Below are 24325 nucleotides of genomic sequence, written 5' to 3'. Positions count from 1 at the left end.
GCGGTGCGGGACGGTGCGCGGGGTTTGGTTCCTACTGCATGTATTCGAGCTCGATCTTCTCCACCCAGGAGCCCATGTTCTCCTGGACGAATCCCCAATCGATGTCCTGCTGCTTGACGGTCGAGAAGAACTTCACCACGTCGGGGTTGGCCTGGGCCGCGGCAGTTTTGTTGACTGGCATCGAGTTGAACTGCTTGGCGAAGGCAGCCTGCACGTCCGCGCTGCCGAACCAGTCGATGAACTTCCCGGCCTCAGCCTTCTTTTTTGTTCCCTTCACGAGGGCAATCTGTTCCACGGCGAGCGGAACCCCGACAGCCGGGATCACCGTTTCGGCGTTGACCTTGAAGGACTTTTCGCGCTCGGCGATGATCGAGGAAGGCATCTGGCCCATGTCCACTTCACCGGAGGCTATCCGCGCGAAAAGGTCGGTTTTGGCCACGGCCGGGCTGCCGTTCCGGAAGTACTGTTCAACCTGCTTCCAGCCTTCGGCTGAGATGCCCAGGTCGCCGGAGTCGTCCTTGTAGCGGGAGAGGATGCCGGCGAAAACCAGCTGGGCCGTTGCGGTTCCGAGCCCTGTGACCCGCTCGTAGCGGGACTTGAACTCGTCCTTGGTCCAGAGGTCCGTCCAGTCTTTCGGGGCAGCGTCGGCACTGAACTTGTCCGCGTTGTAGCCGAGGAGGATGGCCTGCTTCACGAGCGGCCAGTAAGCCTTCCCGTCACCGGTGTCCCCCACAGCCGTGTCCACTTCGCCCGCCCAGGCGGGTTCAAAGGGCTCCAGGGCGCCGGCTGCCTTAATCTGCGCGAAGTACATGTTGTTCAACCCGAAGGCGACATCGGCAATGGGGTTGTTTTTCTCCGCGATGAGCTTGTTCGTGGCATCCGCGCCGCCGGCTCCCACCACTTCGATCTTGAAGCCCGCCTTGGCGGCCTCCGCGGTCCACCACTCGCCGCGGCCCTCGCCGTTGGAGTTCGTGTAGACCACCAGCGTCTCGCCGGAAGGAACGGTCGACGTCGACGACGGCTCGCCGGACGCGGCGGGCGTGGCCGTTCCGGCGCCGCAGCCGGCCAATAGGGTGACGGCGACGGCCGCGGCCATCAAAGTCTGCAGTTTACGCACGATCAGGACTCATTTCTGAACTTGGTTCGGAGCATTGTCCGGCAAGCCTATAGCTGGACTCGACAGATGCGGGCGTTAAAAGCTATCGATTCGATAAACAGCCCGGCTGTCTAGTCTGGTCCTGTTGCCGGAACACTCAGGGCACGGTGCGTAAACGTGCGGTGAACGTCGGGAGGCAGGTGGGCCGGAGCGCGAAGGCGAGTCCCGCCGTCGTCAGTCCTGGTTGAGCGTTTCAGTGAGGTGGTGCGTCGGGATCCGGTCCCGGTCATAGGTGATTTCGGTGTAGCCGTGCGGCTCGGGCTGACCGGACGGGCTGAGGTTCACAAAAACGATTTGCTCAATGGTGAGGATGCTTTGGCGCGTGATCATGTTGCGCACTTCGGCCCGCATGGTCAGTGAGGTGCGGCCGAAGCGGGTGGCGGTCAGGCCCATCTCGATCAGGTCGCCTTGAACGGCGGAGCTGACGAAGTTGATTTCGGAGATGTATTTTGTCACCGCACGCCCGTTGCCGAGCTGGAGGATCGCGTAGATGGCCGCTTCCTCATCGATCCATTTCAGCAGGCTGCCGCCGAACAGCGTGCCGTTGGCATTGAGGTCCTCGGGCCGCACCCATTTGCGCGTGCGGAAGGTGATGTCTGCTGATTCCATAGGGCGAGGTTAGTCGACAGGGCCTTGCGGTGCGCAGTGTCGGGCCTGTGTGACGCCCGTTCGCCGCACCTGGCGCCCTGTGGGTTTGCGTCCGGTCTCAGGCCATGGCCGTGTGGGCTGCGCTGTGCGAGTCGATGGGTTTGGCGTAGCAGTAGGAGTGCTCCACGCCGGCGTAGGCGCCGAAGTTGGGGACTGGTTCAAAGCCGGAGTTCTCGTAGAAGTTCCTGCCATCGGGCTGCGCGGAGCCGGCTTCGGCCTTGATCCGCTTGATACCCTGCTTGTGTGCCTCGGCTTCGAGGGCCGCCAGGATGGAACTGGCCACGCCCGAGCCGCGCGTGTAGGGGAGCACGTAGAGACGCTTGATCTCCGCCGTGGCGTCGTCCAGGAGCCTGAGTCCGCCGCAGCCCACAGGCTGGCCGGATCCTTTGTCGTAGGCCACGAGGAAGACAGCGCAGTCGGCGCCCGACGGCGGGACCCCGGGTTCGTGGTCAGCCGTACCGAAACGGGCGTCGAGTTCGGCCTGCTGGGCCCGGCGAAGATCGGCGCCCACAGGGTTGGACCAGGTCACGGCCCTGATGTTGAGACGCGGGTTGGTCTGCATGGCTGCCTCGATTCGCCGAAGGGTTATGCCTGACAAAGGTATTGGCCCGGGGTTACGCGGGTGTTTCCTCGGCGTAAGCACTGAGAGAACAACGGAAGGTCTGGCCATCGGGAGGCGACGTTTCGGCGCTGAGACCGCGGCTTGGCGCCGACATCCCCCGCTCGATCCGTTGGCTTCCCACTCAGTAAACATTCTCGATGGCCTAGTTATCAGGCCGTCTAAGATGATTGCATGGGCTCCAGAAACGAAGGTTCCGGGTATTGGTATGGGCCGGATGGCCAGTTGGACTACAGCGCCGCGGTGCTGAAGTCCCTCCGCGACTACCGCACCGCCGAGACGACCGTCCGGCGCTCCGCCCGCGACTCCATGGGCATGGGGGAGACAGACATCCTCGCTCTGCGCTACCTCCTGCGCGTACAGGCGTCCGGGGGCGCCGTGGTGCCGAAGGACCTGAGCCGGTTCCTCGGTATAACGAGCGCCTCCACAACGTCCCTGATCGATCGCTTGGTGGCGAGCGGACACGTGCGCCGGGAGTCCCATCCTTCCGACCGTCGGTCGGTTGTGGTGGTGCCGACCGCCGACTCCGACCGCGAGGTCCGAGAGACGCTCGGCGGGATGCACCGCCGGATGATGTCCGTGGCCGAGGCGCTCTCAGTGGAAGAGGCCCGTGTGGTGGTCGCATTCCTCGAACGCATGACCCGCGCGCTCGAGACTCCGCACGCCGAAACGGGAGAAAATAGCTAGGGCGACTAGTAATATGTATGCTTATGATCATTCCTGAAAAACCTTAAGGGAGTCATGAGCGCGATCGATACATTCTGTGAGGCACTGCCGCCGGGTCCTTTACCGTACGCAAGCGAAGGCGGCGATTGGCCCGTTCACTGCGCCACGGAGATGGAAATAGTGGTTCCGGCGGTAGGCGGATGTGCGGTCGACTACACGTTTGAGCCGGCGGAGGGGCCGGTCCGGCTGCCGCCCGTTTGGCGCTGCAGCTGCGGCTTCCAGCTCGATGCCTGGGCGACTGGCTGGACGGAACCGGCAGAATCACTGACACCGGAGCAGCGCGTGCCGATCCTCACCGCCACTCCTCCGGCGTGACCGTCCTTTCGGGTGCGCCCCCGGCCGTAGTGTCCACGCCTGTCACGATCGCCGACGAAATCGTGGTGGGCGGCCGCTTCCAGCTGAGGGAGCGTCTGGGTCGTGGCTCCATGGCCGAGGTCTTCCGTGCCGTGGACCTGGCGGGCGGCCGCGACGTCGCCGTGAAGATTGCGGCTGACGACTCGCCCAAGCACCGCGGGAGGATCGCCAACGAAGCTGCCGTTCTGGCCGGTCTGGACCATCCGTCGGTCATCACCTTCTTTGAGGGCGGAACCATGCCGGTGGCCGGCCAACTGCCGGGCCGGTCCTACATTGTGGAGGAACTGGCACTTGGCCCCAGCCTTGCGGAGGTGGCCCGCGGCCCGTTGCCTTCCCCGCAGCAGGTTGCGGCCTGGGCCGGCGGGCTTTTCGGTGGCCTCAGCCACCTTCACGGCCGGGGCCTGGTCCACCGGGACATCAAGCCCGCCAACCTCATGCTCAGCGGGCTGCGTCGAAGCCCGGTCCGGATTGTGGACTTCGGCATTGCGGCAGCCGCCGGCGCGGCGCCCGAGCCGGGCATGTCATCAGGAACTGTGCATTACATGAGTCCGGAGCAGGCCTCCGGTGGTGCCGCACAGCCGTCCTGGGACGTCTACGCCCTGGGCCTGGTCCTCCTGGAACTCCTGACCGCGGAAAGGGCGTACACCGGCACGGCGGTGGAGTCCCTCGTGGCGCGGACACTGCGCAGCCCTGTGGTTCCAGCTTCGTTGGGGCCCGGGTGGGGTGCGTTGCTGCGTGCAGTCACCGCCATGGACAGCGCCGCACGCCCGTCCGCAGCGGAAGCAGCGGTCATGGCCCGGCGACTGGCGGTTAACCCGCAGCCGGCAAGGCTACTTCACCGGCGCTGAAAGCGCGCAGCCGCCTCCGGCTGTTACGGGCCGGCCACGTCCGTGCCCGTGGGGTCCTCGGCTGTGGGGTCCGCAAGGGCCAGTCCGCCGATGGGGCTGCCGTCCCAATGAATCAGTTTCCACCCCGAGTCGGGATCGCCTTCCAAAGCCACGATGCCGGTGTTGGCCAGTACATGGCGGGCGGCGAACTCGTGGTCGGCTCCTGAGGCGCGCAGGCCGGCCCACGTGCGGATAGCGGCGCCGTGGCTGACTACGGCGACGACGGCGGAGTCCAGCCCGCGGGCGGCGCGTTCGGCGATCCTGGCGATGTCGGCGTCGTACCTTTCAAAAAATTCATTCCCGTCCGGGCCGGCAGGCATCCGCCGGTCAAGGTCACCGGCCGCCCAGGCAAAGACCGTGGTCATGTACCGCTTGTGGGCTTCATGGTCGGTGAGCTTCTCCAGGGAGCCGGCCTCGATTTCGTGCAGTCCGTCCAGCACTTCAACCTCGAGGCCCTGGAGCCTGGACAGGGGCGCAGCAGTGATCTGGGTCCGCACCAGCGTGGACGCGTACAGGGCGCCGATCTTTTCATTGGCCAGGGACCGCGCCATGGCCGCCGCCTGCCGCTCGCCCAGTTCGGTGAGCCCCGGCCCCGGGTGGGCGGTGTCCAGTTGGCCGAGTACGTTGCCGGGGGTCTGTCCGTGGCGGATGAGGAGCAGCTTCATCCGTCCAGTCTCGCACCTGCCGGCCGCGGGTTGTAGCAACCGGAAACCAAGGCGCCGGGCCCCTGGGAGCCCGGCGCCGGCGTCGTACTTTTTGCTGCTGGTGAAACGCCCTACTTCAGGTGGTCCACCAGCTGGTCCGCGATGCCGGTGTACTTGCCGGGCGTGAGGGCGAGCAGCCGTGCCTCGGCGTTCTTGGAGAGGCCCAGGCTCTGGACGAACTCCTGCATGCGGGCGGCGTCCACGCGCTGTCCGCGGGTGAGGTCCTTGAGCCGTTCGTACGGGTTTTCCATGCCTTCGACGCCGGCGATCGCCTCGGCGCGCATGACCATCTGGATCGCTTCGCCCAGGACTTCCCAGTTGGTATCGAGGTCACCGGCAAGGACGTCCTCGGCCACATCGAGGCGGTCCAGGCCCTTGGCCACGTTGGAGATGGCCAGCAGCGAGTGGCCGAAGGCCACGCCGATGTTGCGCTGGCTGGAGGAGTCAGTGAGGTCGCGCTGCCAGCGGGAGGTCACCAGGGTGGAGCCCAGGACGTCCAGGAGGCCGGAGGAAATCTCCAGGTTGGCCTCGGCGTTTTCGAAACGGATCGGATTGACCTTATGCGGCATCGTGGAGGATCCGGTGGCACCGGCCACCGGGATCTGGGCGAAGTAGCCGATGGAGATGTAGCTCCAGATGTCGGTGCAGACGTTGTGCAGGATCCGGTTGAACCGTGCGACGTCGGCGTACAGTTCGGCCTGCCAGTCGTGGCTCTCGATCTGGGTGGTCAGCGGGTTCCAGGTCAGGCCCAGGCCCTCCACGAAGGACTTCGCAACCTGCTGCCAGTCGGCGCCCGGGACTGACGCGACGTGCGCGGCGTAGGTGCCCGTGGCGCCGTTGATCTTGCCCAGGTATTCGGTTTTGGCGATCCGGTCCAGCTGGCGGGTCAGACGGTGCGCGATGACGGCCAGTTCCTTGCCGAGGGTGGTGGGAGTGGCGGGCTGGCCGTGGGTGCGGGAGAGCATGGGCACGGCGCGGTTGTCCTCGGCCATCTTGCTGATCTGGGCCACCAGGGCGCGGGCGGCGGGCAGCCACACGTCCTCCACAGCGCCCTTGACGCCCAGGGCGTAGGAGAGGTTGTTGATGTCCTCGGACGTGCAGCCGAAGTGGACCATGGCGGTCAGGTTCTCGATGCCGATGCCGGGAAGACGGCGGCCGATGTAGTACTCCACGGCCTTGACGTCGTGGACCGTGACGGCTTCGATTTCGGCGAGTTCGGAGACGGACGCGGCATTGAATTCCGTGACGATGGTGCGGAGCCGGTCCTGCTGCTCCTGGCTCAGCGGGCCTGCCCCGGGAAGGACGCTGTTGCTGGTCAGGTGGATGAGCCATTCGACTTCCACCGCCACGCGGTCACGGTTGAGCGCCGCTTCGGACAAGTAGTCAACGAGGGGCGCGACGGCGGACTGGTAGCGGCCGTCCAGCGGGCCCAGGGCGATCGGCTCCGGTGACGCGGCGAGGGCCAGGCGTCCGGAGGGCGTGCGGGTATCAGCTGTGGCGGCAGTTTCAGGCATGTGCTGATTGTTTCACGAACTCCGGCCGCGGCTTAAGCGCTGCTCATGCGGGTCTCAAACGGGGCCTCCTCCATGAGGTTCAGGGTGACTTGTCCACATAGCCGACGGCGGTGCTCCCGCCGCGCGGGCACCGTCCGTAGCGTGGGGCTCAGAGATCAGGCATCGAAGGATGCGGCGGCACGGTGGAGGCAGCACTATGTACCAGGCAAGGGGGAACGGGCATGACCGGGGACGTGACGGGTACTAGCCAGGAGTGCTTGAACCGCGCCTCCGAGGTTCAGTATTTGGCGTCCCGGGTTGCCCGGTGTTCTGAACAGGTGGAAACGGTTTTGGCCAGGATCCGGGACATCCAGCTGCTGGAATGGCAGTCACCTGCGGGACGGGCGTACCGGAACTCGGTGGCCCTGCAGGAGGCGGCCCTCGGCAAGGCACGCGAACGTCTTACGGAGGCCCGGCTCGCGGTGGGCCGCCATGCGCGGGAGGTTGCGGCGTCGGCCGGAAGTTCCGCGGGGTGGTACTGATGGCCGACGTGACGCCATCGGGCAGCGGGGGGCCAATAGGGCTGACCGGGCCGGCCGTGGACGGCGGCCTGGAAATCAGGGGCGGTGTTGGGGGAATTACCTTCCAGCTGGAGGAACTGATGATGGGGGCGGGCAGGCTCGACGCCCTTGCGGACGAGTTGGCCTCCGTGGAGGCCGAGGTCCACCGGATTTGGGGAGACCTGGGCGCGTACCAGAAGGATTCGCGTCCGTCCGGGACGGAGGCACTGCTGTCCGTCGGCGAGGCCCGGTGGAGCGTCCAGGCTGTCCGGGAAGAGTTGCAGGACATCAGCAAGCACGTCCGGGCAAGCAAACAGGACTACGAGGCGGCGGAGGCGCGGGCGGGCTTCGCGCGGGGATTGGGCGGCGGATTGACCAGCCCCGGAACCATCGGGCGGCAGGCAGTGGACCTGAGGTTGGGCTTGGTTCCCAACAGGGAAGTCACCGAACTCGTCGCCGGCCCCTTGGCGATGGCTGCCTTGTTGGCCCTTTCGCCGGAGCGCTTTTTCATTGCGCTCGGCGTGGACTTGGCGGCGCGGCGGCACATTTCGGCGGCGGTTCCGTTGCTCACCGGCCTGCTTGGCCGCTCCGCCGCTACTCTCCAGCCGCGTCCGGTCACGGTGGACCGCAGGGAGTCATTGCCCATTGGGTTCGATGGCTCGCCGGCTGCCCTCCTGGAGCGGGCCCGGATCATCGGTGAGCGAGGCGACGGATACGTCGAGGTGATCGAAGTTGATAACGGCGGGCAGAAGGCTTACGTGGTGGTCATTCCCGGCACGCAGGCGGGCGGTGACTTGGGCGGGGCCAACCCCTTCGATGAAGCGGGCATTTCCGAGGGGCTTGGTCACCGCTCCGATGAAGTCAACGCGGGCGTGGTGGAGGCTCTGCGGGCCACCGGCGCTGAGAGAGGGGCGCCGGTGGTGGCTGTCGGCTACAGCCAAGGGGGAATCCATGCCATGAACCTTGCCGCTGACGAACTGTTCCTCAACGACTACGACATGAAGTACGTGCTGACGGCAGGCTCGCCCGTGGGCGGCATCGTTCCAGCCGCAGACGTTACTTCGCTGCATCTGGAGCACCGGCAGGACTGGGTCCCCGGAACTGACGGAACACCGAACCCGGATGCCAAAAACCGGGTAACAGTGACGCTCGGCGGCCCTGTGACCACGCCGGATGGTGGTGAATTCGGCCTTGGTCCGGGGCATCGGCTCAGCAACTATACGGCCGGCGCGCGGCTCGTCGCAGAGAGCGATGATCCGTCCCTGATGGCGTCAACTGCCGTACTTGGCGGCGTGCTGGGAGCCGGTGGCACGGCAAAGGCCATACGTTTTGCCCTGACCCGGGCTAAGCTCCCGGACGCGGCGCCTGTACGCGGCCCGGTGCCGACGCCCACACCCCAGGCTGCGCCATCACCGCCATCCTCGCAGCAACCTCTCTCGTCTCCACAGGAGCGGCGTGATGCCACACCGTCACCACAGCCGACGCAGCGCTGAGGCATTGTGGCGCGCGGGCAGTTGAGGCGCGGGCGATTAAGGCAAGCGGGCGGTTAAGGCAAGCGGCCGGCCAAAGGGCCGCCGCGCTACCGCCTGCCGCCCGGCACCCGTCCCGCCACGAGCGAGATGAGGGTGATGATGATGGCCGCGAGGACCGCTGTCCAGAAGAACGAGTCGATGGTGAAATGCACCGGCGTGTAGCTGCTGAGCCATGACGTCAGGTACAGCATGGCGGCGTTGATGACGATCGTAAACAGGCCCAGCGTGAGGATGGTGATGGGCAAGGAAAGGAAACTGACCAGGGGACGGACAAACGCGTTCACCACGCCGAAGATCAGCCCGATGAACAGATAGGCCAGGATGATGCCGATGGTCTCCGTGCCCTGCGTTACGCCCGTGTTGGCCACAGCCGCGGTGGTGGCAGAGGTGGAGATATCAAGGCCTGGCAATATCCAGCTGGCAATCCAGAGGGCCAGCCCGTTGATCAGGACCCGAACAATAAAGGAGCGCATGGGTTTATGCTGTCACACCGTCCTGTGAGGTGCCCGGGCACCGCCCGGTTCCCCCGCTTCGGGAGAAGTAGGCTAGTTTGCATGACGTCATCAGAGATCCTGCCCGGGGAAATCCAGCCACGCCCCGTGGTGGGCCGGCTTCCCCGCTACGCCGCAGGGAAGCCCCCCGCCGCGGTGGACGGGCTGGCCAGCTACAAACTCTCCTCCAACGAGAACCCCCTGCCACCGCTCCCGGCAGTGCTGGCGGCCATCGCAAACCAGACAGACTTCAATCGCTACCCGGACCCCCTCAGCAGCAAGCTGCGCGGAGCGCTCGCGGAGTTCCTGGACGTCCCGGCGGAAGACATCGTTACCGGCGCCGGAAGCCTCGGTGCCCTCAACCAGCTCCTTTCAACCTTCGCCGGGCAGAACGACGACGGCAAAGCCGACGAAGTGATCTATGCGTGGCGCTCTTTCGAGGCCTACCCCATCAGCGTTGGCCTGGCAGGGGCTGAAAGCGTCCGGGTCCCGCTGCTGGCCGATGGGCGCCATGACCTCGCTGCCATGGCCGCAGCCGTCACCGTGCGCACCAGGGTCATCCTGCTCTGCTCGCCGAACAATCCGACCGGACCCATCCTGACTGCCGCCGAAACGGAACGGTTCATCGAGGCCGTCCCGTCTGATGTTGTGGTGGTCATTGATGAGGCCTACCAGGAGTTCGTTCGCGCCGGGGACGCAGTGGACGGCATCGCCCTGTACCGCAGATATCCCAATGTGGTGGTCCTCCGGACCTTCTCCAAGGCCCACGGACTCGCCGGCCTGAGGGTGGGGTACAGCGTCTCAAACCCGGGCTTGACCCAGTACCTGCGGGTGGCGGCGACGCCGTTCTCGGTGTCACAGATCGCCGAGCAGGCCGCGATGGTTTCGTTGCAGAATTACCCCCAGGTTGTAGAAAGGGTACAAAGCATCGTGGACGAACGTGACCGGGTTACATCCGGGCTGCGGGAGCTCGGTTGGTTTGTTCCTGAGGCGCAGGGCAACTTTGTCTGGCTGGACCTGGGCCACAACAGCGCGGAATTCGCCGAGCTTGCGGGGCGGCAGGCGCTCTCGGTGCGCGCGTTTGGTGCCGAGGGTGTTCGTGTCAGCATCGGCGAACCGGAAGCGAACAGCCGGTTCCTGGCGCTCTGTGCGAACTATACAAAGCCGCCACGGCGTTCCTAGCGCTTAACGTGGGCTTGGACGAAGACCTACTGAAGATAAAGTAAGGACCAGTAAGCCAATATATATGCCGGACGCGGAATGCATTCCGCAAGTGGCATATATCCCAGCGACATTGCAACGCATCCGCATGCGGCAAGCAAGGAGACGGTATGGGCGCCACACATTTGCCCTCCACCGAGTTCGACGGAACAGCGGTAGACGACCGGCTTGAGGCCGAGGCCGAGGCGCGCCTGGGCGGCCCCGCCGTGCCTATGGTGCAACTGCTTGCGCCTGACGGGACGCTGGGTACCGACCCGGTCTACTCGGCGTACGCGGACCGGCTGGACGCGGAGCAGCTCCGGGGCTTTTACGCCGACATGGCCAAGATCCGCCGCTTTGATGTCGAGGCAACGGCGCTGCAACGCCAGGGCCAGTTGGCACTCTGGGTCCCGCTCACGGGCCAGGAAGCCGCGCAGATCGGCTCGGGACGTGCCAGCCAGCCGCAGGACTACATCTTCCCCACGTACCGCGAACACGGAGTGGCCCTGACGCGCAACGTGGACCTCGCCGAACTCCTCCGCCAGTTCCGCGGCGTCTCCAACGGTGGCTGGAACCCCAAAGACACCAATTTCCACCTCTACACGCTCGTCCTCGCCGCGCAGACGCCGCACGCCGTCGGCTATGCCATGGGAATCCAGCGGGACCAAAAACTCGCAGCCGCGGCGGCCGCGGAGGGGACCGACCGCCCGGCCGAGCCCAAAGCTGCAGTCATGGTGTATTTCGGCGACGGCGCCAGTTCGGAAGGCGACGTCCACGAATCCATGGTGTTCGCCTCCTCCTACGATGCGCCGGTGGTGTTCTTCTGCCAGAACAACCACTGGGCCATCTCGGTGCCCAGCAGTGTGCAGACGCGCATTCCGCTGTCCAACCGGGCCAAGGGCTACGGTTTCCCGGGCATCCGCGTGGACGGCAATGATGTCATCGCCGTCCATGCCGTTACCGAATGGGCCCTGGAACGGGCCCGGGAGGGCCACGGGCCGGTGCTGATCGAGGCGTTTACGTACCGGGTCGGCGCCCACACGACGGCCGATGACCCCACGAAGTATCGGGAATCGTCCGAGGAAACCCTCTGGCGGGCCAAAGATCCGCTCGACCGCCTGGAGAAATACCTCCGCGCCCAGGGGCTGGCGGACGACGCCTTCTTCGCGCAGGTCAAAGCGGACGGCGACGAACTTGCCACCTATGTCCGCAAAACAACGCACGACCTCGAGACCCCGGACATCCGGACGGCCTTCGCCAACACTTATGTGGAGGCCCATCCGCTGGTGGCGGAGGAGCTGGCCTGGTTCGAGGAGTACAGTGCCGGGTTCACTGACGAAGCACACGCCGGCGGACCCGGGTCCGCAGGCACGCAAGACGATGAAGCAGCGACAGGAGTGGCCCGCTGATGACCACTATGACCATAGCGAAGGCCATCAACGAAGGCCTGCGCGCCACTCTGGACAACAACCCCCGTTCGCTGCTCATGGGCGAGGACATCGGGGCGCTGGGCGGCGTTTACCGCGTCACTGACGGTCTCCTCGCGGAGTTCGGCGCGGACCGGGTGGTGGACACGCCCCTGGCCGAGTCCGGCATTATCGGCACTGCCATCGGCCTGGCCCTGCGCGGTTACCAGCCCGTGTGTGAGATCCAGTTTGACGGCTTCGTGTTCCCCGGCTTCAACCAGATCACCACCCAGCTGGCCAAGATGCACGCCCGGAGCAACGGAAACCTCACAGTTCCCGTGGTGGTCCGCATCCCCTACGGCGGCGGCATTGGTTCAATTGAGCACCATTCGGAGTCGCCGGAGGCGCTCTTCGCCCACACGGCAGGCCTGCGGATCATCACGCCGTCGAACGCCCATGACGCCTACTGGATGATCCGGCAGGCCGTCGAGTGCCAGGACCCGGTCATCTTCTTCGAGCCCAAGCGGCGCTACTGGCTCAAAGGTGAAGTTGATACCGAATCTCCGGGCGCGTCGGCCGATCCGTTCAAGGCCCACGTGTTGCGCGAGGGCACCGACGCCACTGTTGTTGCGTACGGACCGCTGGTGCCGGTGGCTCTTGCCGCGGCTGACGCTGCCGCTGAGGACGGTCACAGCATCGAGGTCATCGACCTGCGCTCCATTTCCCCGATCGACTTCGACACCGTCACCGCCTCCGCCAAGAAAACCGGCCGCCTCGTAGTGGCCCACGAGGCGCCGACCTTCGGCGGCATCGGCGGCGAGATCGCAGCCCGGATCAGCGAGCGTGCCTTCCTTTCGCTGGAGGCTCCCGTGATCCGCGTCGGCGGCTTCCACATGCCGTACCCCGTGGCTAAGGTCGAAGAAGACTACCTTCCCGGCATCGACCGAATCCTCGAGGCGCTGGACCGCGCCTTGGCCTACTAGGCGCCCGGCCGCTTGCGTTCGCCGCAAAACTCGTCGCAAAAGAGGACACCATGACTCTCAACAAGTTCAACCTGCCCGATGTGGGCGAAGGTCTCACCGAGGCGGAAATCGTCGCCTGGAAGGTCAAGCCCGGGGACACTGTGGCCGTCAACGACGTCCTGTGCGAGATTGAAACCGCCAAGTCACTCGTTGAACTGCCGTCCCCTTTTGCCGGCACCGTCACCGAACTGCTGGTCCCGGAAGGCGTGACCATCGACGTCGGCACCGCCATCATCAGCGTCTCGGATGCCGTCTCCGGTGACCCCACACCGGCCGACGTCCCCGCTCCGGCCGCACCGGCCGCACCGGTCCAGCCGCTGTACGGCAAGCTTCCAGCGGACGACGCCGACACGTCCGGTGGTGCCCCGGCCGGCGGTCCGCTGGTGGGATCGGGTCCGAAGGCGGACGCCGTCAAGCGCCGCCCCCGGAAAGCGGCTCCGGCCGCTGCCGTGTCGGTGAACGCCCCGGAGATCGAGCCTGTGCAGCCCCACACGCTGGCCGAAGTCTTCGCGGGGCGGCAGGAGAGTGCGGCAGGCACTGACAACCAGGCTCCGGGCCAGACCGGCGTCGTTGATACCCGGCCCACCCTCGGCGGAACCATCACCGGCCTGGTGAACCGGGTCCTGGCCAAGCCGCCGGTGCGCAAAATCGCCCGCGACCTGGGCATCGATCTCGCCGACGTGGTGGCCACCGGCTTCCGCGGCGAAGTGACGCGCGAGGACCTTGTCAGCTACCAGGCCCAGCGTGACGCCGAACATGACAAAGCCGACGGTTTCTGGGGCAAGGCGGGCAAGCCGCAGGGCCAGCGGATAGAACGCATTCCCGTCAAGGGCGTCCGCAAGGCGACGGCCAAGGCCATGGTGGAGTCGGCGTTCTCGGCTCCGCATGTGAGCATCTTCGTTGACGTCGACGCCAGCCGCACCATGGAATTCGTCAAGCGGCTCAAGGCCTCACGCGACTTCGAGGGCATCAAGGTTTCGCCGCTGCTGATCCTGGCCAAAGCCGTCATCTGGGCCGCGGCCCGGAACCCCAGCGTCAACGCCACGTGGGTGGACAACGTGGGCGGGACGGACGCCGCCGAAATCCAGGTCAAGCACTACATGAACCTGGGCATCGCTGCGGCCACGCCACGGGGGCTCATGGTGCCGAACATCAAGGACGCACAGGATCTCTCGCTCAAAGAGCTGGCACTGGCACTGAACAACCTGGCCACCACGGCCCGCGCCGGCAAGACCCGGCCCGCCGAGATGCAGGGTGGCACGCTCACCATCACCAACATTGGTGCGCTGGGAATCGACACCGGAACGCCCATCATCAACCCCGGTGAAGTGGCCATCGTGGCTTTCGGAACCATCAAGCAGAAGCCCTGGGTGCTGGACGGCGAGGTCATTCCGCGCTGGATCACCACGTTGGGCGGCTCCTTCGACCACAGGGTGGTTGACGGCGACCTGTCCGCCCGCTTCATGGCCGACGTCGCCGCGATCCTCGAGGAGCCGGCGCTCCTACTTGACTAGGGATTCCAGAGCTGCGGACCCGGCAGCGATCCGTGCAAAAAACCGGGCCGCCAGGTGGCTGACCGAGGCGTTCCAGCCGCCGGTCGTGGTGACGCTGCAATTACTCATCAGCCCCGTGATCGAGCCGGGATTCCCGGGGACCATGGGCTACGGAGCACTGGCTGCCCTCTTTGTCTGTGTGCTGCCCCTGTTTCTGCTTCTCATCCTCGTGCGGCTGGGCAAGGTCACTGACCATCACGTCAGTGACCGCCGCCAGCGGGCGCCCGTGCTGCTCATGGCGCTGGCCTCCGTCATCGCCGGGCTGGCGGTGTTGGCTGCTGTGGGGTCGCCGCGCAGCGTAGTGGTGATGGTGCTCGGCATCGTGGCAGGCATCGTTGTGCTGGCCGCCGTCAGCCCGTTCTGGAAGATCAGCGGGCACGCGGCGGCAGTGTCGTCGGCGGCAGTTATCTCCGTGCTTATGCTCGGTCCGGAGTGGCTGCCGCTGCTGGCGCTCATTCCCGCCGTCGGCTGGTCCAGGGTGGTCCTGCGGGCCCACACGCTCGCGCAGGTGGTGGCGGGTTCCCTCTTCGGCGGTCTGGTGATGGCAGGCCTGTGGATGCTCCTGCGGGGCTGGCTCCTCTAGCGCGGCCACCCAAAGCCGCAGCCACCCGCGCCTCCGTCAGTACGCGTACGCGGAGTAAGCCGTGAGCATTTCGACCATTTCGGGGCTCCCGCCCCACGTGCCGGTCAGGGCGGCGGACGTTCCGAAAAGCAGGCCGCCGAGGATCACGGCGACCGTTGTGATGCTGGCAAAGAACGTCCAGTCCTCGCGCATGACGCTGCGGATGGTGTCCGGCAGGCGAAGGTCCGGTGCGATGAGGTTGGGTGCGCTGTCCACGGAGCCGTCATCCAGGAGCGCAATGACCCGGCCGTTGCCGCGGTCAACCCGCATGGAGCAGATGTGGTTGCCGTGGCGGGCGAGGAGGATGTCGTGGCCAACAAGTTGGCGGCGCTGAAGAGTAAGCAAGGGGGCCCCTTTTGCTGAAGTGGAGAGTGATTGTCCGCTCCGTTGAGGGCACTTCCATTTTATCGCCCGGCACTGGCCGGATCTGGCCTAAAAGGGGTGAGAACGGACACCATGCACGCGCCACTCAGGACGGTGCATGGTGTCCGGCCGCCTGTCAGTCGGCGTCGTACGTATTGGCGATGTAGACGTCGCAGGTTGCGTTGTGCGCCACGCTGTTGGCAACGCTGCCGAGCACGCGGCCGATGCCGCGCATCCGGCGGTTTCCCACCACGATCATCCGGGCGCCCAGCCGTTCGGCTTCGTTGATCAGGGCCTCGGCCGGCTTGCCGCGGGCGGCGGAGTAGGTGACCTTCACGCTGCCGGCGAGGGACTCGGCCACCGTTCTGGCCACGTGCTCGGCCCCGTCGGCGTCAGAAACGATCCACCGGTCGCTGCCGGATCCGAACACTTCGGTGCGGTCGCTGTCGAAGGCTGAGACCACGTGCAGCGAGGCTCCGGTGGCGGCGGCCAGGTCCCGGGCCGATTCGGCGGCCTTCTTGGCAGTTCCGCTGCCGTCAACACCCACAACGATAATTCCGCTCATGCTTTGCGCTCCTTGCTAGAGATGAAGTTTGCCGTACTCAGTCCGGCCAACGTTACAACGCCGCGAGACTTTCGCGCAGTACCCCGGCCAGCCGCCGCACGCCCTCGCCAATGGCGGCCGGAGGGACTGCGCTGAAAGCCAGCCGCAGCTTGTTGGAGGGTTGATCGGACGGAGTGAACGCGGCGCCCGGGATAAAAACGACGCCGGCATCGATAGCCTGCTTCAGCAAGGGGTAGGTGTCCACCCCTTCCGGCAGAGTGACCCACACGAAGAAGCCGCCCTCGGGACTGGTCCAGCTGGCACCGGCGGGCATGTGGGTTTCGAGGGCAGCCAGCATCGCGGCACACCGTTCTGCGTAGAGCCCCCGGTAAGTTTCGATCTGGCCCTTCCAGTCGTAGTCCCGCAGATAGGCGGACACCAGCATCTGGTTGAGCGCAGGCGGGCACAAGGTGACGGACTCCGAGGCCAGGTAGTAACGCCGCTGGAGGTGTTCGGGCACCAGGGCCCAGCCGATGCGCAGGCCGGGGGCAAAGATCTTGGAAAAGGATCCCAGGTAGATCACGTCGGCCGGGTTGGCTGCGCGGAGGGGCGCCAGCGGCCGGCCCTTGTAACGGAGGAGCCCGTACGGGTTGTCTTCAAGCACCAGAATATTCGCCTTTCGGCATATATCTACGATCTGCTGCCTGCGTTCCGCGGCCAAGGTGATTCCGGAGGGGTTGTTGAAGTTCGGAATGGTGTAGAGGAGCTTGACGCTCTTCCCGGCGGTCTGGAGCGCTGCGATCCTGGCTTCCAACAGCTCAGGCACCAGGCCGTCGTCGTCCATCTCAACGGTGGCGACCTCCACTTGGTACGCCTCGAAGGTATTGAGGGCTCCCACGTATGTGGGGTTCTCCACCAGCACCACGTCCCCGGGATTGCAGAAGACCTTGGTGGCCACGTCCTGGGCTGACTGGGAGCCCGCGGTAATCACCACGTTCTGCGGGAGGGCGTCCACGATTCCTTCGGCGGCCATGACCTCGCAGATCTGGGTGCGCAGTTCTTCGGTGCCCTGGCCGCCGCCGTACTGCAGGGCGGTCAGGCCGTCCTTGGCGATGATGTTGGCAGCAGTCGCCGCCAGGCGTTCCAGGGGGAGGGACTGCAGGTAGGGGCTGCCCCCGGCGAGGGACACCAGCCCCGGGCGCAGCGAGATGTCGAAGACGTCGCGGACGGCTGATTGCTTAATGTTGGCGGCGCGCTCGGAAAAGAGGGCCTCGTGCGGATGGGCCGAGCGGTGCGCGGACGTGGCCGCCCGCTCGATGGCGTCGATGGCTTCTGCTGGGAGCGGCGCTGCTGCAGCGTCAAGCGTTTCGTGGGTCACACCCTCAGGATACAGCCGCGGGTTGCCAACAAGGCAACATCTGTTGATCTGTACAGCCGACGGCGTCACTTGAGGCTGAGGGCATCGGCCAGTCCCACGCCATTGACGTAGACATCCGCGCGGATGGCGCCGACAGACGCCAGGGCGGTCTGCGTGAGCTGGGCCTCGACCCGGGGGATGTCGCACACGCCGCCCGGCCGGAGCGCGCCGGAGAGGTAGACGGTAACGGTGTGGCCATCGAACGAACCGGACAGGAACGTCAGCGTCGAGGCCGACAACGCGTTGTACAGTCCGGGCGCAGGCTCTGCGGATCCGTCCAGCAGGGCGTTCATGGCGGCGGGCAGCGGGTCGGCCGGTCCGGGAGTGGAGCGGCGGACCCCGGCGAGGCTGTCATTGCAGCCAAAGCGCACACCCCTCGCGCCGCCGTCGTCAAGCAGTACGTAGTAGGCCGTGACCGGCCGGGTGGTGGCCTGCTGGGCAGGCGGACGGCCGGATGGCGTGGGCGGCGGCGGCGCGGAGGCCTCAGGTGCAGGCGACGGCCTTGGCACGATGGAGGCGTTCGCTCCCGGTCCTGCGCCGGGCACCGGAGCGGTCCTGCTGCCGGTTTCCGGGGCTCCCGCACTGGCGGCGGGTGTGGGGGACTGTTGCGTCGGGGTCTGTTGCGCGGCGGGCGCGGCAGTCCCGGCCTCAGCCGGCGCTGCCGCGGGCGGAGGTGCCTGCGGCTGGGGGGCCGGGACCGGAACTGTTCCGGGGGTCTCCGTCGGTTCGATCGCGGTGGCCCCGGCGGGGGCGCCACTGCCGGAAGGAGCGGAGCCGGGAGTGCAGGAACCGAGCCAAAGCGGTAGCGTCAGCGCCGCCGTCGCCACCGCAATCCCTCCGGCCCTCCACCTGCCTGCCATGTCCCCGCCGCGTTCCCATCACCCTGCATGCCGTGCAGTTGGCCGCTGCGCGGCATGCAGCACCGCATGCAGCTAACCGCTGAATCGTGCAATTAACGGTACGGCGGTCTCCGGGCCTTGAGAATGCCCGTCCGGTACCGGTTGGGCCAAGAGTTGGTCACGCAGGGGCCTGAGGAGGCCGGTGCGGTAACAAAATCGCTTCAGGCAGGCCGATGCCCCGGACACCTTGCAGTGTCCGGGGCATCGAGGTGGCATCATCGCCGGCTCGTGCCAGCGGTAGCCTTACGCTGCGGGCTGGGCTGCCGGCTGGGCTGCGGTGATCGCGTCGAAGACGCCCTTGATCTGCTCAACAACCTCGGCGTCGTCCTTCGGGTGCAGTTCGGCGAAACGGACCAGGGATCCGGGAACGGCGAGCTTGGCGTCCTCGAGGACCTGGGCGCCGGCGATGCCGACGGCCTTGCGGGCTTCGTCCTGGGCCCAGACGCCGCCGAACTGGCCGAAGGCGGAACCCACGACGGCGGTGGGCTTGCCGGTGAGGGCGCCGGCGCCGTAGGGGCGGGACAGCCAGTCAATGGCGTTCTTCAGGGCTGCGGGCAGGGTGCCGTTGTACTCCGGGGTCACCAGCAGGAGGGTGTCGGCTTCGTTCGCGGCGGCGCGAAGGGCGGCGGCGGCAGCGGGGACCTGGCCCTCGACGTCGATGTCCTCGTTGTAGAACGGGATGTTGCCCAGGCTTTCGTGGATGACAACGTCAACCTGCTCGGGAGCGTTCAGCTGGATGGCTTCCGCCAGCTTCTGGTTGGTGGATTCGGCGCGCAGGCTGCCAACAAGGGTAAGAACGGTGCTCTTTGACATACGAACTCCTGTATTCGGGCCGGGGCTCGGCCGGTGGAAGGGCTTTGTTGCCTCTGGAAGCTAAACGGACCGCGGTCCGATTAATATTCCCAGCGGCTAGGATGTGGACTGTGAGTTACATCCCATTGCTGCCCGGTTCTCTTGCCGCCCCCGTCGCTGAGCGGAGCGATGCGGCGCGGAACCGGGAGCGCCTGCTGGAGGCAGCGCGCGAACTGATCGCTGAATGCGGGGTGGACTCCCTCACCATGGACAGGCTGGCCGGGCGGGCCGGGGTGGGCAAGGGAACCGTCTTCCGCCGGTTCGGCAGCCGTACCGGCCTGATGATTACCTTGCTCAGCGATTCCGAAGCTGCTTTCCAGGCCCGGTTTATGTTTGGTCCGCCGCCGCTTGGCCCCGGGGCTCCCGGACTGGAGCGGCTGATCGCCTTTGGCTCGGCGCGGATCGCGTACGTGCTGGAGCACGGGGATCTGGTGCGTGCCGCCGAGAGTTCTGCGCAGAGCAGGTATGAGGTCCCCGCGGCACTGCTGTGGCAGCGCCACGTCGAAATCCTGCTGCGGGAAGAGGGCATGGAGGCGGACCCTCTACTGATGGCCATGACGCTGATCTCCACCCTTGACCCTGAACGGTTGCTCCATGCCGTGCGGGTGCAGGGTTTCACCACCGAGCGGCTCACGTCCACGTGGCGTGAACTTGTCACGCGGGTTGTCAGCGGCCGATAGCATAGCTACAAGCGCCGTCATCGTCCAGTCAAATCGCTTCCCCTGAATTCTTCATAACGATCTGATACGGGGCCGGCGGTTTCCGGGAATTGGCGGCTTTCCCGCTTCATCTATGTGGTAGTTTCCTCTGGAATGTGACCCGCAACATAGTCCACTATCCGGGCATGCCTGCTTGGTCGCTGGAGGCCAGCGGTTCGCTGGTGGACACCTGGAAGCCGCGAGACCCGCGGGGTAGCCGGGAAATCGGAAGGATCTGGAACATGGATGCAGTCAAGGCAAATACTCCGTTGCCAACCCGGGGCTATCCCCTCGGGTGTTCTTGCGCAGTCCAGGCGGCGTCCTCGACCCTGAATTAGGCGCCACATGCTCCGGTACCTTGCCAAACGAGGCATCACTTACGTTTTTATGATCTTCCTGACCACTTCGGCCGGATACTTCCTGGCGGTCAGTTCCCTCAAGCCGGCCCTGTTGGAACAGGAGCGGATTCCGCGCCCCACGCCCGAGCAGGTTGCCAATTCCATGCGCCTGAAAGGGCTGGACCCGGATCTCAGTCCATGGGAACGCTACGTTGAGTGGCTCACCGCGATCGTCACGCGCTGGGATTGGGGACGCAGCCCCAACGGCGCGTTCATTAACGCTGAGTTCGGCGAACGCGTATGGATCTCCACCAGGTTGTTCCTCGCCGCCATCATCCTGACGCTGGTCATCGGCGTTGCCCTCGGTGTTTACTCGGCGGCCCGCCAATACAAGTTCCAGGACCGGGTGATCACCTCCTACAGCTACCTCGCCTACATCGTGCCTGCACCCATCGCGTACTTCCTGGTGCAGCTCGGCGCCATCAACATCAACGAGACCGTCGGTAAGCGCATCTTCTTCGTCACCGGCATCTCCACGCCCGGCATGGCAGCGGGATGGGCACAGTTCGTGGACATGCTGGCGCACTACGCGGTGCCTACCATTGCCATCACACTGGTGGGGTGGGGTTCGTACCAGATCGCGCAGCGGCAGTACCTGCTGGACAACGTCAACGCGGACTTCGTCCGCACGGCCCGTGCCAAGGGGCTGACCCGCAACCAGGCCATTTCCCGGCACGCCCTCCGGGTCTCCTTCATCCCCGTGGCCCAAAGCATCGCCTTCACCATCCCGGCCATTTTCGCCGGCGGCTTCTTCGCGGAGAAGATCTTTGCCTGGCCCGGCGTGGGCTCGTGGAGCATCGACGCCATCTCGCTGCAGGACGTCAACGCCGCAACCGCCACCCTGGCCTACGGCTCGGTCATCTTCGCCATCGGCGCCATCCTCGCGGACTTCGCCACCACGCTTGTCGACCCGAGAGTGCGGGTGCAATAGCCATTGACCAACCTCAATACCGTTGATGCGGCAGCCGTCGCACAGGACGCCCACCTGGAGAGTGCCGACGCGGTAATCGCCAAATCCACCATCATCTTCCGCCGCTTTATGCGGAACAAGACGGCGGTCGCGGGCCTTGCGATCTTCCTGGCCCTGACCCTTTTTTCCTTCGTCGGCGGCTTTTTCACGCCCTGGAACAAAGAAACCATCGACCCCTTCAACATTGGCATGCCGCCCTCTGGGGACCACTTCCTGGGCACCTCCCAGGCAGGGATCGATCTTTATGCCATGACCGTTGAGGGGACCCGCATCTCCATCCTCATCGGACTGATCGTGGGCCTCGTGTCGGTCCTGATCGCTGCCGTGTACGGCTGCACCATGGCTTACTTCGGCGGGAAAGTGGACAAAGTGATGCTTTTTGTCCTGGAAGCGCTCATCATGATGCCGGCCCTGCTGGTGGTGGCAGTTGCCACCAGCGGCGGTGGGGACACGCTGAAGAAGAACCTCCCCAGCTGGCTCCTGCTGATCATCGTGCTGCTGGTTTTCAGCTGGATGGGCACGGCCAGGCTGATCCGCTCGCTGTCCATGTCGCTCATGCAGCGTGACTTCGTCAAAGCCGCCCAGTACATGGGCGTCCCGCCACGCAGGATCGTCTGGCGGCACCTGGTTCCAAACATCGGTTCGCTGCTTGTCCTGGACGTCACGCGCGGCGTCACCGGGGCCATTCTCGCGGAGGTGGCCTTCTCGTTCATCGGCATCGGCATCAAGCTTCCCGATGTCAGCCTGGGCGTGCTGATCGGCGGGGCCACGTCCCAGGTCCAGACCTTTCCCTGGATGTTCTGGGTGCCGTTGACGGTGATGTTCCTGCTCACGGGGTCCCTGGCGATGATGAACGACGGCCTGCGTGACGCCTTCGACCCCAGCTCCAGTTCCGTTGGCCGGGCAAAAAAGAAGAGCGGACAGAGGACCGGCAAATGAGCAACGAAACCACCATCGGGCCGGCTGACCCTTCCGGCGCAACAGCCGAGCGGCTGCACATCGCAGGCCTTCACTCGCCGTCGGACGCTGTGCTGTCCGTCCGGGACCTCTACGTCAGCTTTAACTCCGAAAACGGCTCAGTGCACGCTGTCCGCGGCGTTGACTTCGACCTGATGCCCGGCAAGACCCTGGGAATCGTGGGAGAGTCCGGTTCCGGCAAGTCGGTCACGTCACTGGCCATCATGGGCCTGCTGCCGTCCACGGCGGAGATCTCCGGCTCGGTCCGGCTCAAGGGCCAGGAACTGCTGGGCCTTAGCGACAAGGCCATGTGCGCTTACCGCGGCAACGACATCGCCATGGTGTTCCAGGACCCGCTGTCCTCCCTGACCCCGGTGTACACGGTGGGAGCCCAGATCACCGAGGCCCTCACCATCCACAACCCCGGCATGAGCAAACCGGCAAAGGAGGCCCGCGCCGTCGAACTGCTGGCCATGGTGGGCATCCCCAGCCCGAAGAACCGGCTCAAGGCCTTCCCGCACGAGTTCTCCGGCGGCATGCGCCAGCGCGTGATGATCGCCATCGCCATCGCCAACAACCCGCGCGTGCTGATCGCGGATGAGCCGACGACGGCCCTGGACGTCACCATCCAGGCCCAGGTGCTCGAGGTGCTGCATACAGCGCAGGAGGAGACCGGTGCCGCCGTCGTGATGATCACGCACGATCTTGGCGTGGTGGCGGGAATCGCCGATGACATCATGGTCATGTACGCGGGAAAGCCGGTGGAAACCGGCAGCGTGGACGACATCTACTACAACCCCCGGATGCCCTACACCATGGGCCTGCTCGGGGCTGTCCCCAGGGTTGACGTCGCGGAGAAATCCTCGCTGGTACCGATCGACGGCATCCCGCCCAACCTGCTCCATACCCCCACTGGCTGCTCCTTCGCCCCGCGGTGCCCGCTGGTGACCGACGCCTGCCTGGCCGGCGAACCGCCGCTGCTGCCGGCCGACGGTGGGGCCGCGCACAAGGCGGCCTGCATTAGGTCCGAAGAACTAGGCGGAGATGTCAACGTCCTTGAGATCTTCTCGGCGCCGCCGGTTCCCGTCTCCCGGTTTGACGCCGTCCCGCGCGGCGAACGCTCGACTGTCCTGGAACTCAAGGACGTCCGGAAGCACTTCCCGCTGACCAAGGGCGCCCTCCTCAAGCGGCGCATCGGCACCGTCAAAGCTGTGGACGGTCTGAGCTTCGACATCCGGGAAGGGGAGTGCTTCTCCATCGTGGGGGAATCCGGCTCCGGGAAAACCACCACCCTCCTGGAAATCATGGAGTTCCACAAGGACCAGGACGGCGAGGTGGTCATCGGCGGGATCAGCAACAAGCAGGCCGTCGATGCCAAAGCCAAGGGCGCCATGCGCAGGGAAATGCAGATGGTCTTCCAGGACCCCACGGGGGCACTGGATCCCCGCTTCACGGTTTATGAGGTCCTGTCCGAACCGCTCCAGAACGCGGGCATGGATAAACAGGCCATCAGGAAGCGCATCATGGAACTGATGAAGCTCGTGGGGCTGCAGCCCGATCACGTCAACCGCTTCCCCAACCAGTTCTCCGGTGGCCAACGCCAGCGTGTGGGCATAGCCCGGGCCCTCGCCGTGAACCCGAAACTGGTGGTCCTGGACGAACCCGTGTCCGCGCTGGACGTTTCCGTGCAGGCCGGTGTCATCAACCTGCTGGACAAGCTCCGCGCCGAACTCGGCCTCAGCTACCTCATGGTGGCGCACGATCTCTCGGTGGTCCGGCACATCTCCAACCGGGTGGCAGTGATGTACCTCGGAAAGATTGTGGAAATCGGCGAGGTGGACCGGGTCTTTGGCAATCCCCGCCACCCGTACACCCGGGCGCTGCTGTCTGCCATCCCCGTTCCGGACCCGCAGTTCGAGCGAACCAGGGAGCGGATCATCCTCAAGGGCGATCTCCCGTCCCCGCTGGATGCCCCCAAGGGCTGCAACTTTGCCACCCGGTGCCCCGTCTTCGCTGCGCTTCCGGCGGCGAAGCAGGAAAAGTGCCTTACCCTTGAGCCGCCGCTCGAAGCTGTCCTGCCGTCTCCGGCAGTGCAAGCCCTGGAAGCCGGCCCCACGGCTGCCCTCGACCAGCAGTTCGCTTGCTTCTTCCCGGACGGCGAACTGGACGAGGACATGCTGGTGGTCCACGAGACGGCGGACCCCCATGGACCCTAGGTTTTACATACGCATCACAAGCATCACCCGCACCTATG

At 65.7% G+C, this 24325-nt stretch carries 24 protein-coding genes; 13 read left to right on the top strand and 11 right to left on the bottom strand.

Going from position 1 to position 24325, the window contains the following annotated elements; genetic code table 11:
• Positions 1-31 precede the first annotated feature (31 nt).
• The 3 genes from IAQ70_RS20765 to IAQ70_RS20755 form a co-directional block, all read right to left on the bottom strand.
• The gene (locus IAQ70_RS20765) at positions 32-1117 is read right to left on the bottom strand and encodes an extracellular solute-binding protein (protein ID WP_190991829.1); all 1086 of its coding nucleotides are present in this window, start codon (positions 1115-1117) and stop codon (positions 32-34) included.
• 213 nt (positions 1118-1330) lie between these two features.
• Positions 1331-1765 (bottom strand): acyl-CoA thioesterase, encoded by a 435-nt coding sequence (locus tag IAQ70_RS20760; protein WP_164203965.1) that lies wholly within the window; start codon positions 1763-1765, stop codon positions 1331-1333.
• A 97-nt stretch (positions 1766-1862) separates the two neighbouring features.
• On the bottom strand, positions 1863-2366 hold the full coding sequence (locus IAQ70_RS20755; RefSeq protein ID WP_190991827.1) for a GNAT family N-acetyltransferase: 504 nt from the start codon (positions 2364-2366) through the stop codon (positions 1863-1865).
• 231 nt (positions 2367-2597) lie between these two features.
• Here IAQ70_RS20755 and IAQ70_RS20750 point away from each other — a divergent pair, with 231 nt between their 5' ends.
• Complete coding sequence (locus tag IAQ70_RS20750; RefSeq protein WP_190991825.1) at positions 2598-3110, top strand: MarR family winged helix-turn-helix transcriptional regulator; 513 nt, start codon at positions 2598-2600, stop codon at positions 3108-3110.
• Between the two features lie 236 nt (positions 3111-3346).
• Positions 3347-4351: a serine/threonine-protein kinase gene (locus tag IAQ70_RS20745; RefSeq protein ID WP_223860469.1), complete on the top strand. Its 1005-nt coding sequence runs from the start codon at positions 3347-3349 to the stop codon at positions 4349-4351.
• Between the two features lie 23 nt (positions 4352-4374).
• On the opposite strand, the gene IAQ70_RS20740 is transcribed toward IAQ70_RS20745, so the two are convergent.
• The gene (locus tag IAQ70_RS20740; protein ID WP_190991823.1) at positions 4375-5055 is read right to left on the bottom strand and encodes a histidine phosphatase family protein; all 681 of its coding nucleotides are present in this window, start codon (positions 5053-5055) and stop codon (positions 4375-4377) included.
• Positions 5056-5165: 110 nt separating this feature from the next.
• Positions 5166-6608, bottom strand: a complete 1443-nt coding sequence (gene purB, locus IAQ70_RS20735) for an adenylosuccinate lyase (RefSeq protein ID WP_190991821.1) — start codon at positions 6606-6608, stop codon at positions 5166-5168.
• A gap of 221 nt (positions 6609-6829) precedes the next feature.
• Here purB and IAQ70_RS20730 point away from each other — a divergent pair, with 221 nt between their 5' ends.
• Entirely contained in the window at positions 6830-7129 is a 300-nt protein-coding gene (locus IAQ70_RS20730) for a hypothetical protein (RefSeq protein WP_190991819.1), read from the top strand.
• Positions 7129-8640 (top strand): hypothetical protein, encoded by a 1512-nt coding sequence (locus tag IAQ70_RS20725; protein WP_190991817.1) that lies wholly within the window; start codon positions 7129-7131, stop codon positions 8638-8640. The genes IAQ70_RS20730 and IAQ70_RS20725 overlap by 1 nt, the downstream gene beginning before the upstream one ends.
• An 86-nt stretch (positions 8641-8726) precedes the next feature.
• Here IAQ70_RS20725 and IAQ70_RS20720 read toward each other — a convergent pair whose 3' ends face one another.
• Positions 8727-9152, bottom strand: coding sequence for a phage holin family protein (locus tag IAQ70_RS20720; protein WP_190991815.1), 426 nt, complete (start codon positions 9150-9152; stop codon positions 8727-8729).
• A gap of 81 nt (positions 9153-9233) precedes the next feature.
• On the opposite strand from IAQ70_RS20720, the gene IAQ70_RS20715 reads away from it, so the two are divergent.
• The 5 genes from IAQ70_RS20715 to IAQ70_RS20695 all read left to right on the top strand — a co-directional run bounded on the left by IAQ70_RS20715 (position 9234) and on the right by IAQ70_RS20695 (position 14934).
• Positions 9234-10352 carry a histidinol-phosphate transaminase gene (locus tag IAQ70_RS20715; RefSeq protein ID WP_223860468.1) on the top strand — a complete coding sequence of 373 codons (1119 nt, stop codon included), beginning with the start codon at positions 9234-9236 and terminating at the stop codon, positions 10350-10352.
• A 149-nt stretch (positions 10353-10501) separates the two neighbouring features.
• A complete protein-coding gene (gene pdhA / locus IAQ70_RS20710; protein WP_223860467.1) occupies positions 10502-11779 on the top strand; it encodes a pyruvate dehydrogenase (acetyl-transferring) E1 component subunit alpha in 1278 nt (425 codons plus the stop codon).
• A complete protein-coding gene (locus tag IAQ70_RS20705; RefSeq protein WP_190991812.1) occupies positions 11779-12759 on the top strand; it encodes an alpha-ketoacid dehydrogenase subunit beta in 981 nt (326 codons plus the stop codon). Before pdhA ends, IAQ70_RS20705 begins: the two co-directional genes overlap by 1 nt.
• A gap of 50 nt (positions 12760-12809) precedes the next feature.
• Positions 12810-14312 (top strand): dihydrolipoamide acetyltransferase family protein, encoded by a 1503-nt coding sequence (locus IAQ70_RS20700; protein WP_190991810.1) that lies wholly within the window; start codon positions 12810-12812, stop codon positions 14310-14312.
• On the top strand, positions 14305-14934 hold the full coding sequence (locus tag IAQ70_RS20695; protein ID WP_190991808.1) for a phosphatase PAP2 family protein: 630 nt from the start codon (positions 14305-14307) through the stop codon (positions 14932-14934). The genes IAQ70_RS20700 and IAQ70_RS20695 overlap by 8 nt, the downstream gene beginning before the upstream one ends.
• A 36-nt stretch (positions 14935-14970) precedes the next feature.
• On the opposite strand, the gene IAQ70_RS20690 is transcribed toward IAQ70_RS20695, so the two are convergent.
• The 5 genes from IAQ70_RS20690 to IAQ70_RS20670 all read right to left on the bottom strand — a co-directional run bounded on the left by IAQ70_RS20690 (position 14971) and on the right by IAQ70_RS20670 (position 19009).
• Positions 14971-15318 (bottom strand): hypothetical protein, encoded by a 348-nt coding sequence (locus IAQ70_RS20690; protein ID WP_190991806.1) that lies wholly within the window; start codon positions 15316-15318, stop codon positions 14971-14973.
• A gap of 154 nt (positions 15319-15472) precedes the next feature.
• A complete protein-coding gene (locus IAQ70_RS20685) occupies positions 15473-15901 on the bottom strand; it encodes a universal stress protein (protein ID WP_190991804.1) in 429 nt (142 codons plus the stop codon).
• Between the two features lie 52 nt (positions 15902-15953).
• Positions 15954-17258: an aminotransferase-like domain-containing protein gene (locus IAQ70_RS20680; protein ID WP_190991802.1), complete on the bottom strand. Its 1305-nt coding sequence runs from the start codon at positions 17256-17258 to the stop codon at positions 15954-15956.
• Between the two features lie 65 nt (positions 17259-17323).
• Positions 17324-18157, bottom strand: coding sequence for a GerMN domain-containing protein (locus IAQ70_RS22940; protein WP_223860466.1), 834 nt, complete (start codon positions 18155-18157; stop codon positions 17324-17326).
• A 282-nt stretch (positions 18158-18439) separates the two neighbouring features.
• A complete protein-coding gene (locus IAQ70_RS20670) occupies positions 18440-19009 on the bottom strand; it encodes an NAD(P)H-dependent oxidoreductase (protein ID WP_190991800.1) in 570 nt (189 codons plus the stop codon).
• A 110-nt stretch (positions 19010-19119) separates the two neighbouring features.
• On the opposite strand from IAQ70_RS20670, the gene IAQ70_RS20665 reads away from it, so the two are divergent.
• The 4 genes from IAQ70_RS20665 (at position 19120) to IAQ70_RS20650 (ending at position 24287) form a co-directional block, all read left to right on the top strand.
• Positions 19120-19728 carry a TetR/AcrR family transcriptional regulator gene (locus IAQ70_RS20665; RefSeq protein ID WP_407682607.1) on the top strand — a complete coding sequence of 203 codons (609 nt, stop codon included), beginning with the start codon at positions 19120-19122 and terminating at the stop codon, positions 19726-19728.
• A gap of 363 nt (positions 19729-20091) precedes the next feature.
• Entirely contained in the window at positions 20092-21075 is a 984-nt protein-coding gene (locus IAQ70_RS20660) for an ABC transporter permease (protein WP_190991796.1), read from the top strand.
• Between the two features lie 3 nt (positions 21076-21078).
• Positions 21079-22053, top strand: coding sequence for an ABC transporter permease (locus IAQ70_RS20655; RefSeq protein ID WP_190991794.1), 975 nt, complete (start codon positions 21079-21081; stop codon positions 22051-22053).
• The gene (locus IAQ70_RS20650) at positions 22050-24287 is read left to right on the top strand and encodes a dipeptide ABC transporter ATP-binding protein (protein WP_190991792.1); all 2238 of its coding nucleotides are present in this window, start codon (positions 22050-22052) and stop codon (positions 24285-24287) included. The genes IAQ70_RS20655 and IAQ70_RS20650 overlap by 4 nt, the downstream gene beginning before the upstream one ends.
• Positions 24288-24325 lie beyond the last annotated feature (38 nt).

This window comes from Pseudarthrobacter sulfonivorans, assembly GCF_014712225.1.
In the GTDB taxonomy this organism is placed as follows: Bacteria; Actinomycetota; Actinomycetes; order Actinomycetales; family Micrococcaceae; genus Arthrobacter; species Arthrobacter sulfonivorans.
This window is presented reverse-complemented; position numbering and strand designations above follow the sequence as displayed.

What these genes read in the sequence shown, in the direction of transcription:
- IAQ70_RS20740 (WP_190991823.1), bottom strand. Translation starts at nt 5,055, where the DNA reads ATGAAGCTGCTCCTCATCCGCCACGGACAGACCCCCGGCAACGTACTC.
- IAQ70_RS20725 (WP_190991817.1), top strand. Translation starts at nt 7,129, where the DNA reads ATGGCCGACGTGACGCCATCGGGCAGCGGGGGGCCAATAGGGCTGACC.
- IAQ70_RS20750 (WP_190991825.1), top strand. Translation starts at nt 2,598, where the DNA reads ATGGGCTCCAGAAACGAAGGTTCCGGGTATTGGTATGGGCCGGATGGC.
- IAQ70_RS20720 (WP_190991815.1), bottom strand. Translation starts at nt 9,152, where the DNA reads ATGCGCTCCTTTATTGTTCGGGTCCTGATCAACGGGCTGGCCCTCTGG.
- IAQ70_RS20755 (WP_190991827.1), bottom strand. Translation starts at nt 2,366, where the DNA reads ATGCAGACCAACCCGCGTCTCAACATCAGGGCCGTGACCTGGTCCAAC.
- IAQ70_RS20670 (WP_190991800.1), bottom strand. Translation starts at nt 19,009, where the DNA reads ATGTCAAAGAGCACCGTTCTTACCCTTGTTGGCAGCCTGCGCGCCGAA.
- pdhA (WP_223860467.1), top strand. Translation starts at nt 10,502, where the DNA reads ATGGGCGCCACACATTTGCCCTCCACCGAGTTCGACGGAACAGCGGTA.
- IAQ70_RS20760 (WP_164203965.1), bottom strand. Translation starts at nt 1,765, where the DNA reads ATGGAATCAGCAGACATCACCTTCCGCACGCGCAAATGGGTGCGGCCC.
- IAQ70_RS20705 (WP_190991812.1), top strand. Translation starts at nt 11,779, where the DNA reads ATGACCACTATGACCATAGCGAAGGCCATCAACGAAGGCCTGCGCGCC.
- IAQ70_RS20685 (WP_190991804.1), bottom strand. Translation starts at nt 15,901, where the DNA reads ATGAGCGGAATTATCGTTGTGGGTGTTGACGGCAGCGGAACTGCCAAG.
- IAQ70_RS20730 (WP_190991819.1), top strand. Translation starts at nt 6,830, where the DNA reads ATGACCGGGGACGTGACGGGTACTAGCCAGGAGTGCTTGAACCGCGCC.
- IAQ70_RS20660 (WP_190991796.1), top strand. Translation starts at nt 20,092, where the DNA reads ATGCTCCGGTACCTTGCCAAACGAGGCATCACTTACGTTTTTATGATC.
- IAQ70_RS20715 (WP_223860468.1), top strand. Translation starts at nt 9,234, where the DNA reads ATGACGTCATCAGAGATCCTGCCCGGGGAAATCCAGCCACGCCCCGTG.
- IAQ70_RS22940 (WP_223860466.1), bottom strand. Translation starts at nt 18,157, where the DNA reads ATGGCAGGCAGGTGGAGGGCCGGAGGGATTGCGGTGGCGACGGCGGCG.
- IAQ70_RS20700 (WP_190991810.1), top strand. Translation starts at nt 12,810, where the DNA reads ATGACTCTCAACAAGTTCAACCTGCCCGATGTGGGCGAAGGTCTCACC.
- IAQ70_RS20650 (WP_190991792.1), top strand. Translation starts at nt 22,050, where the DNA reads ATGAGCAACGAAACCACCATCGGGCCGGCTGACCCTTCCGGCGCAACA.
- purB (WP_190991821.1), bottom strand. Translation starts at nt 6,608, where the DNA reads ATGCCTGAAACTGCCGCCACAGCTGATACCCGCACGCCCTCCGGACGC.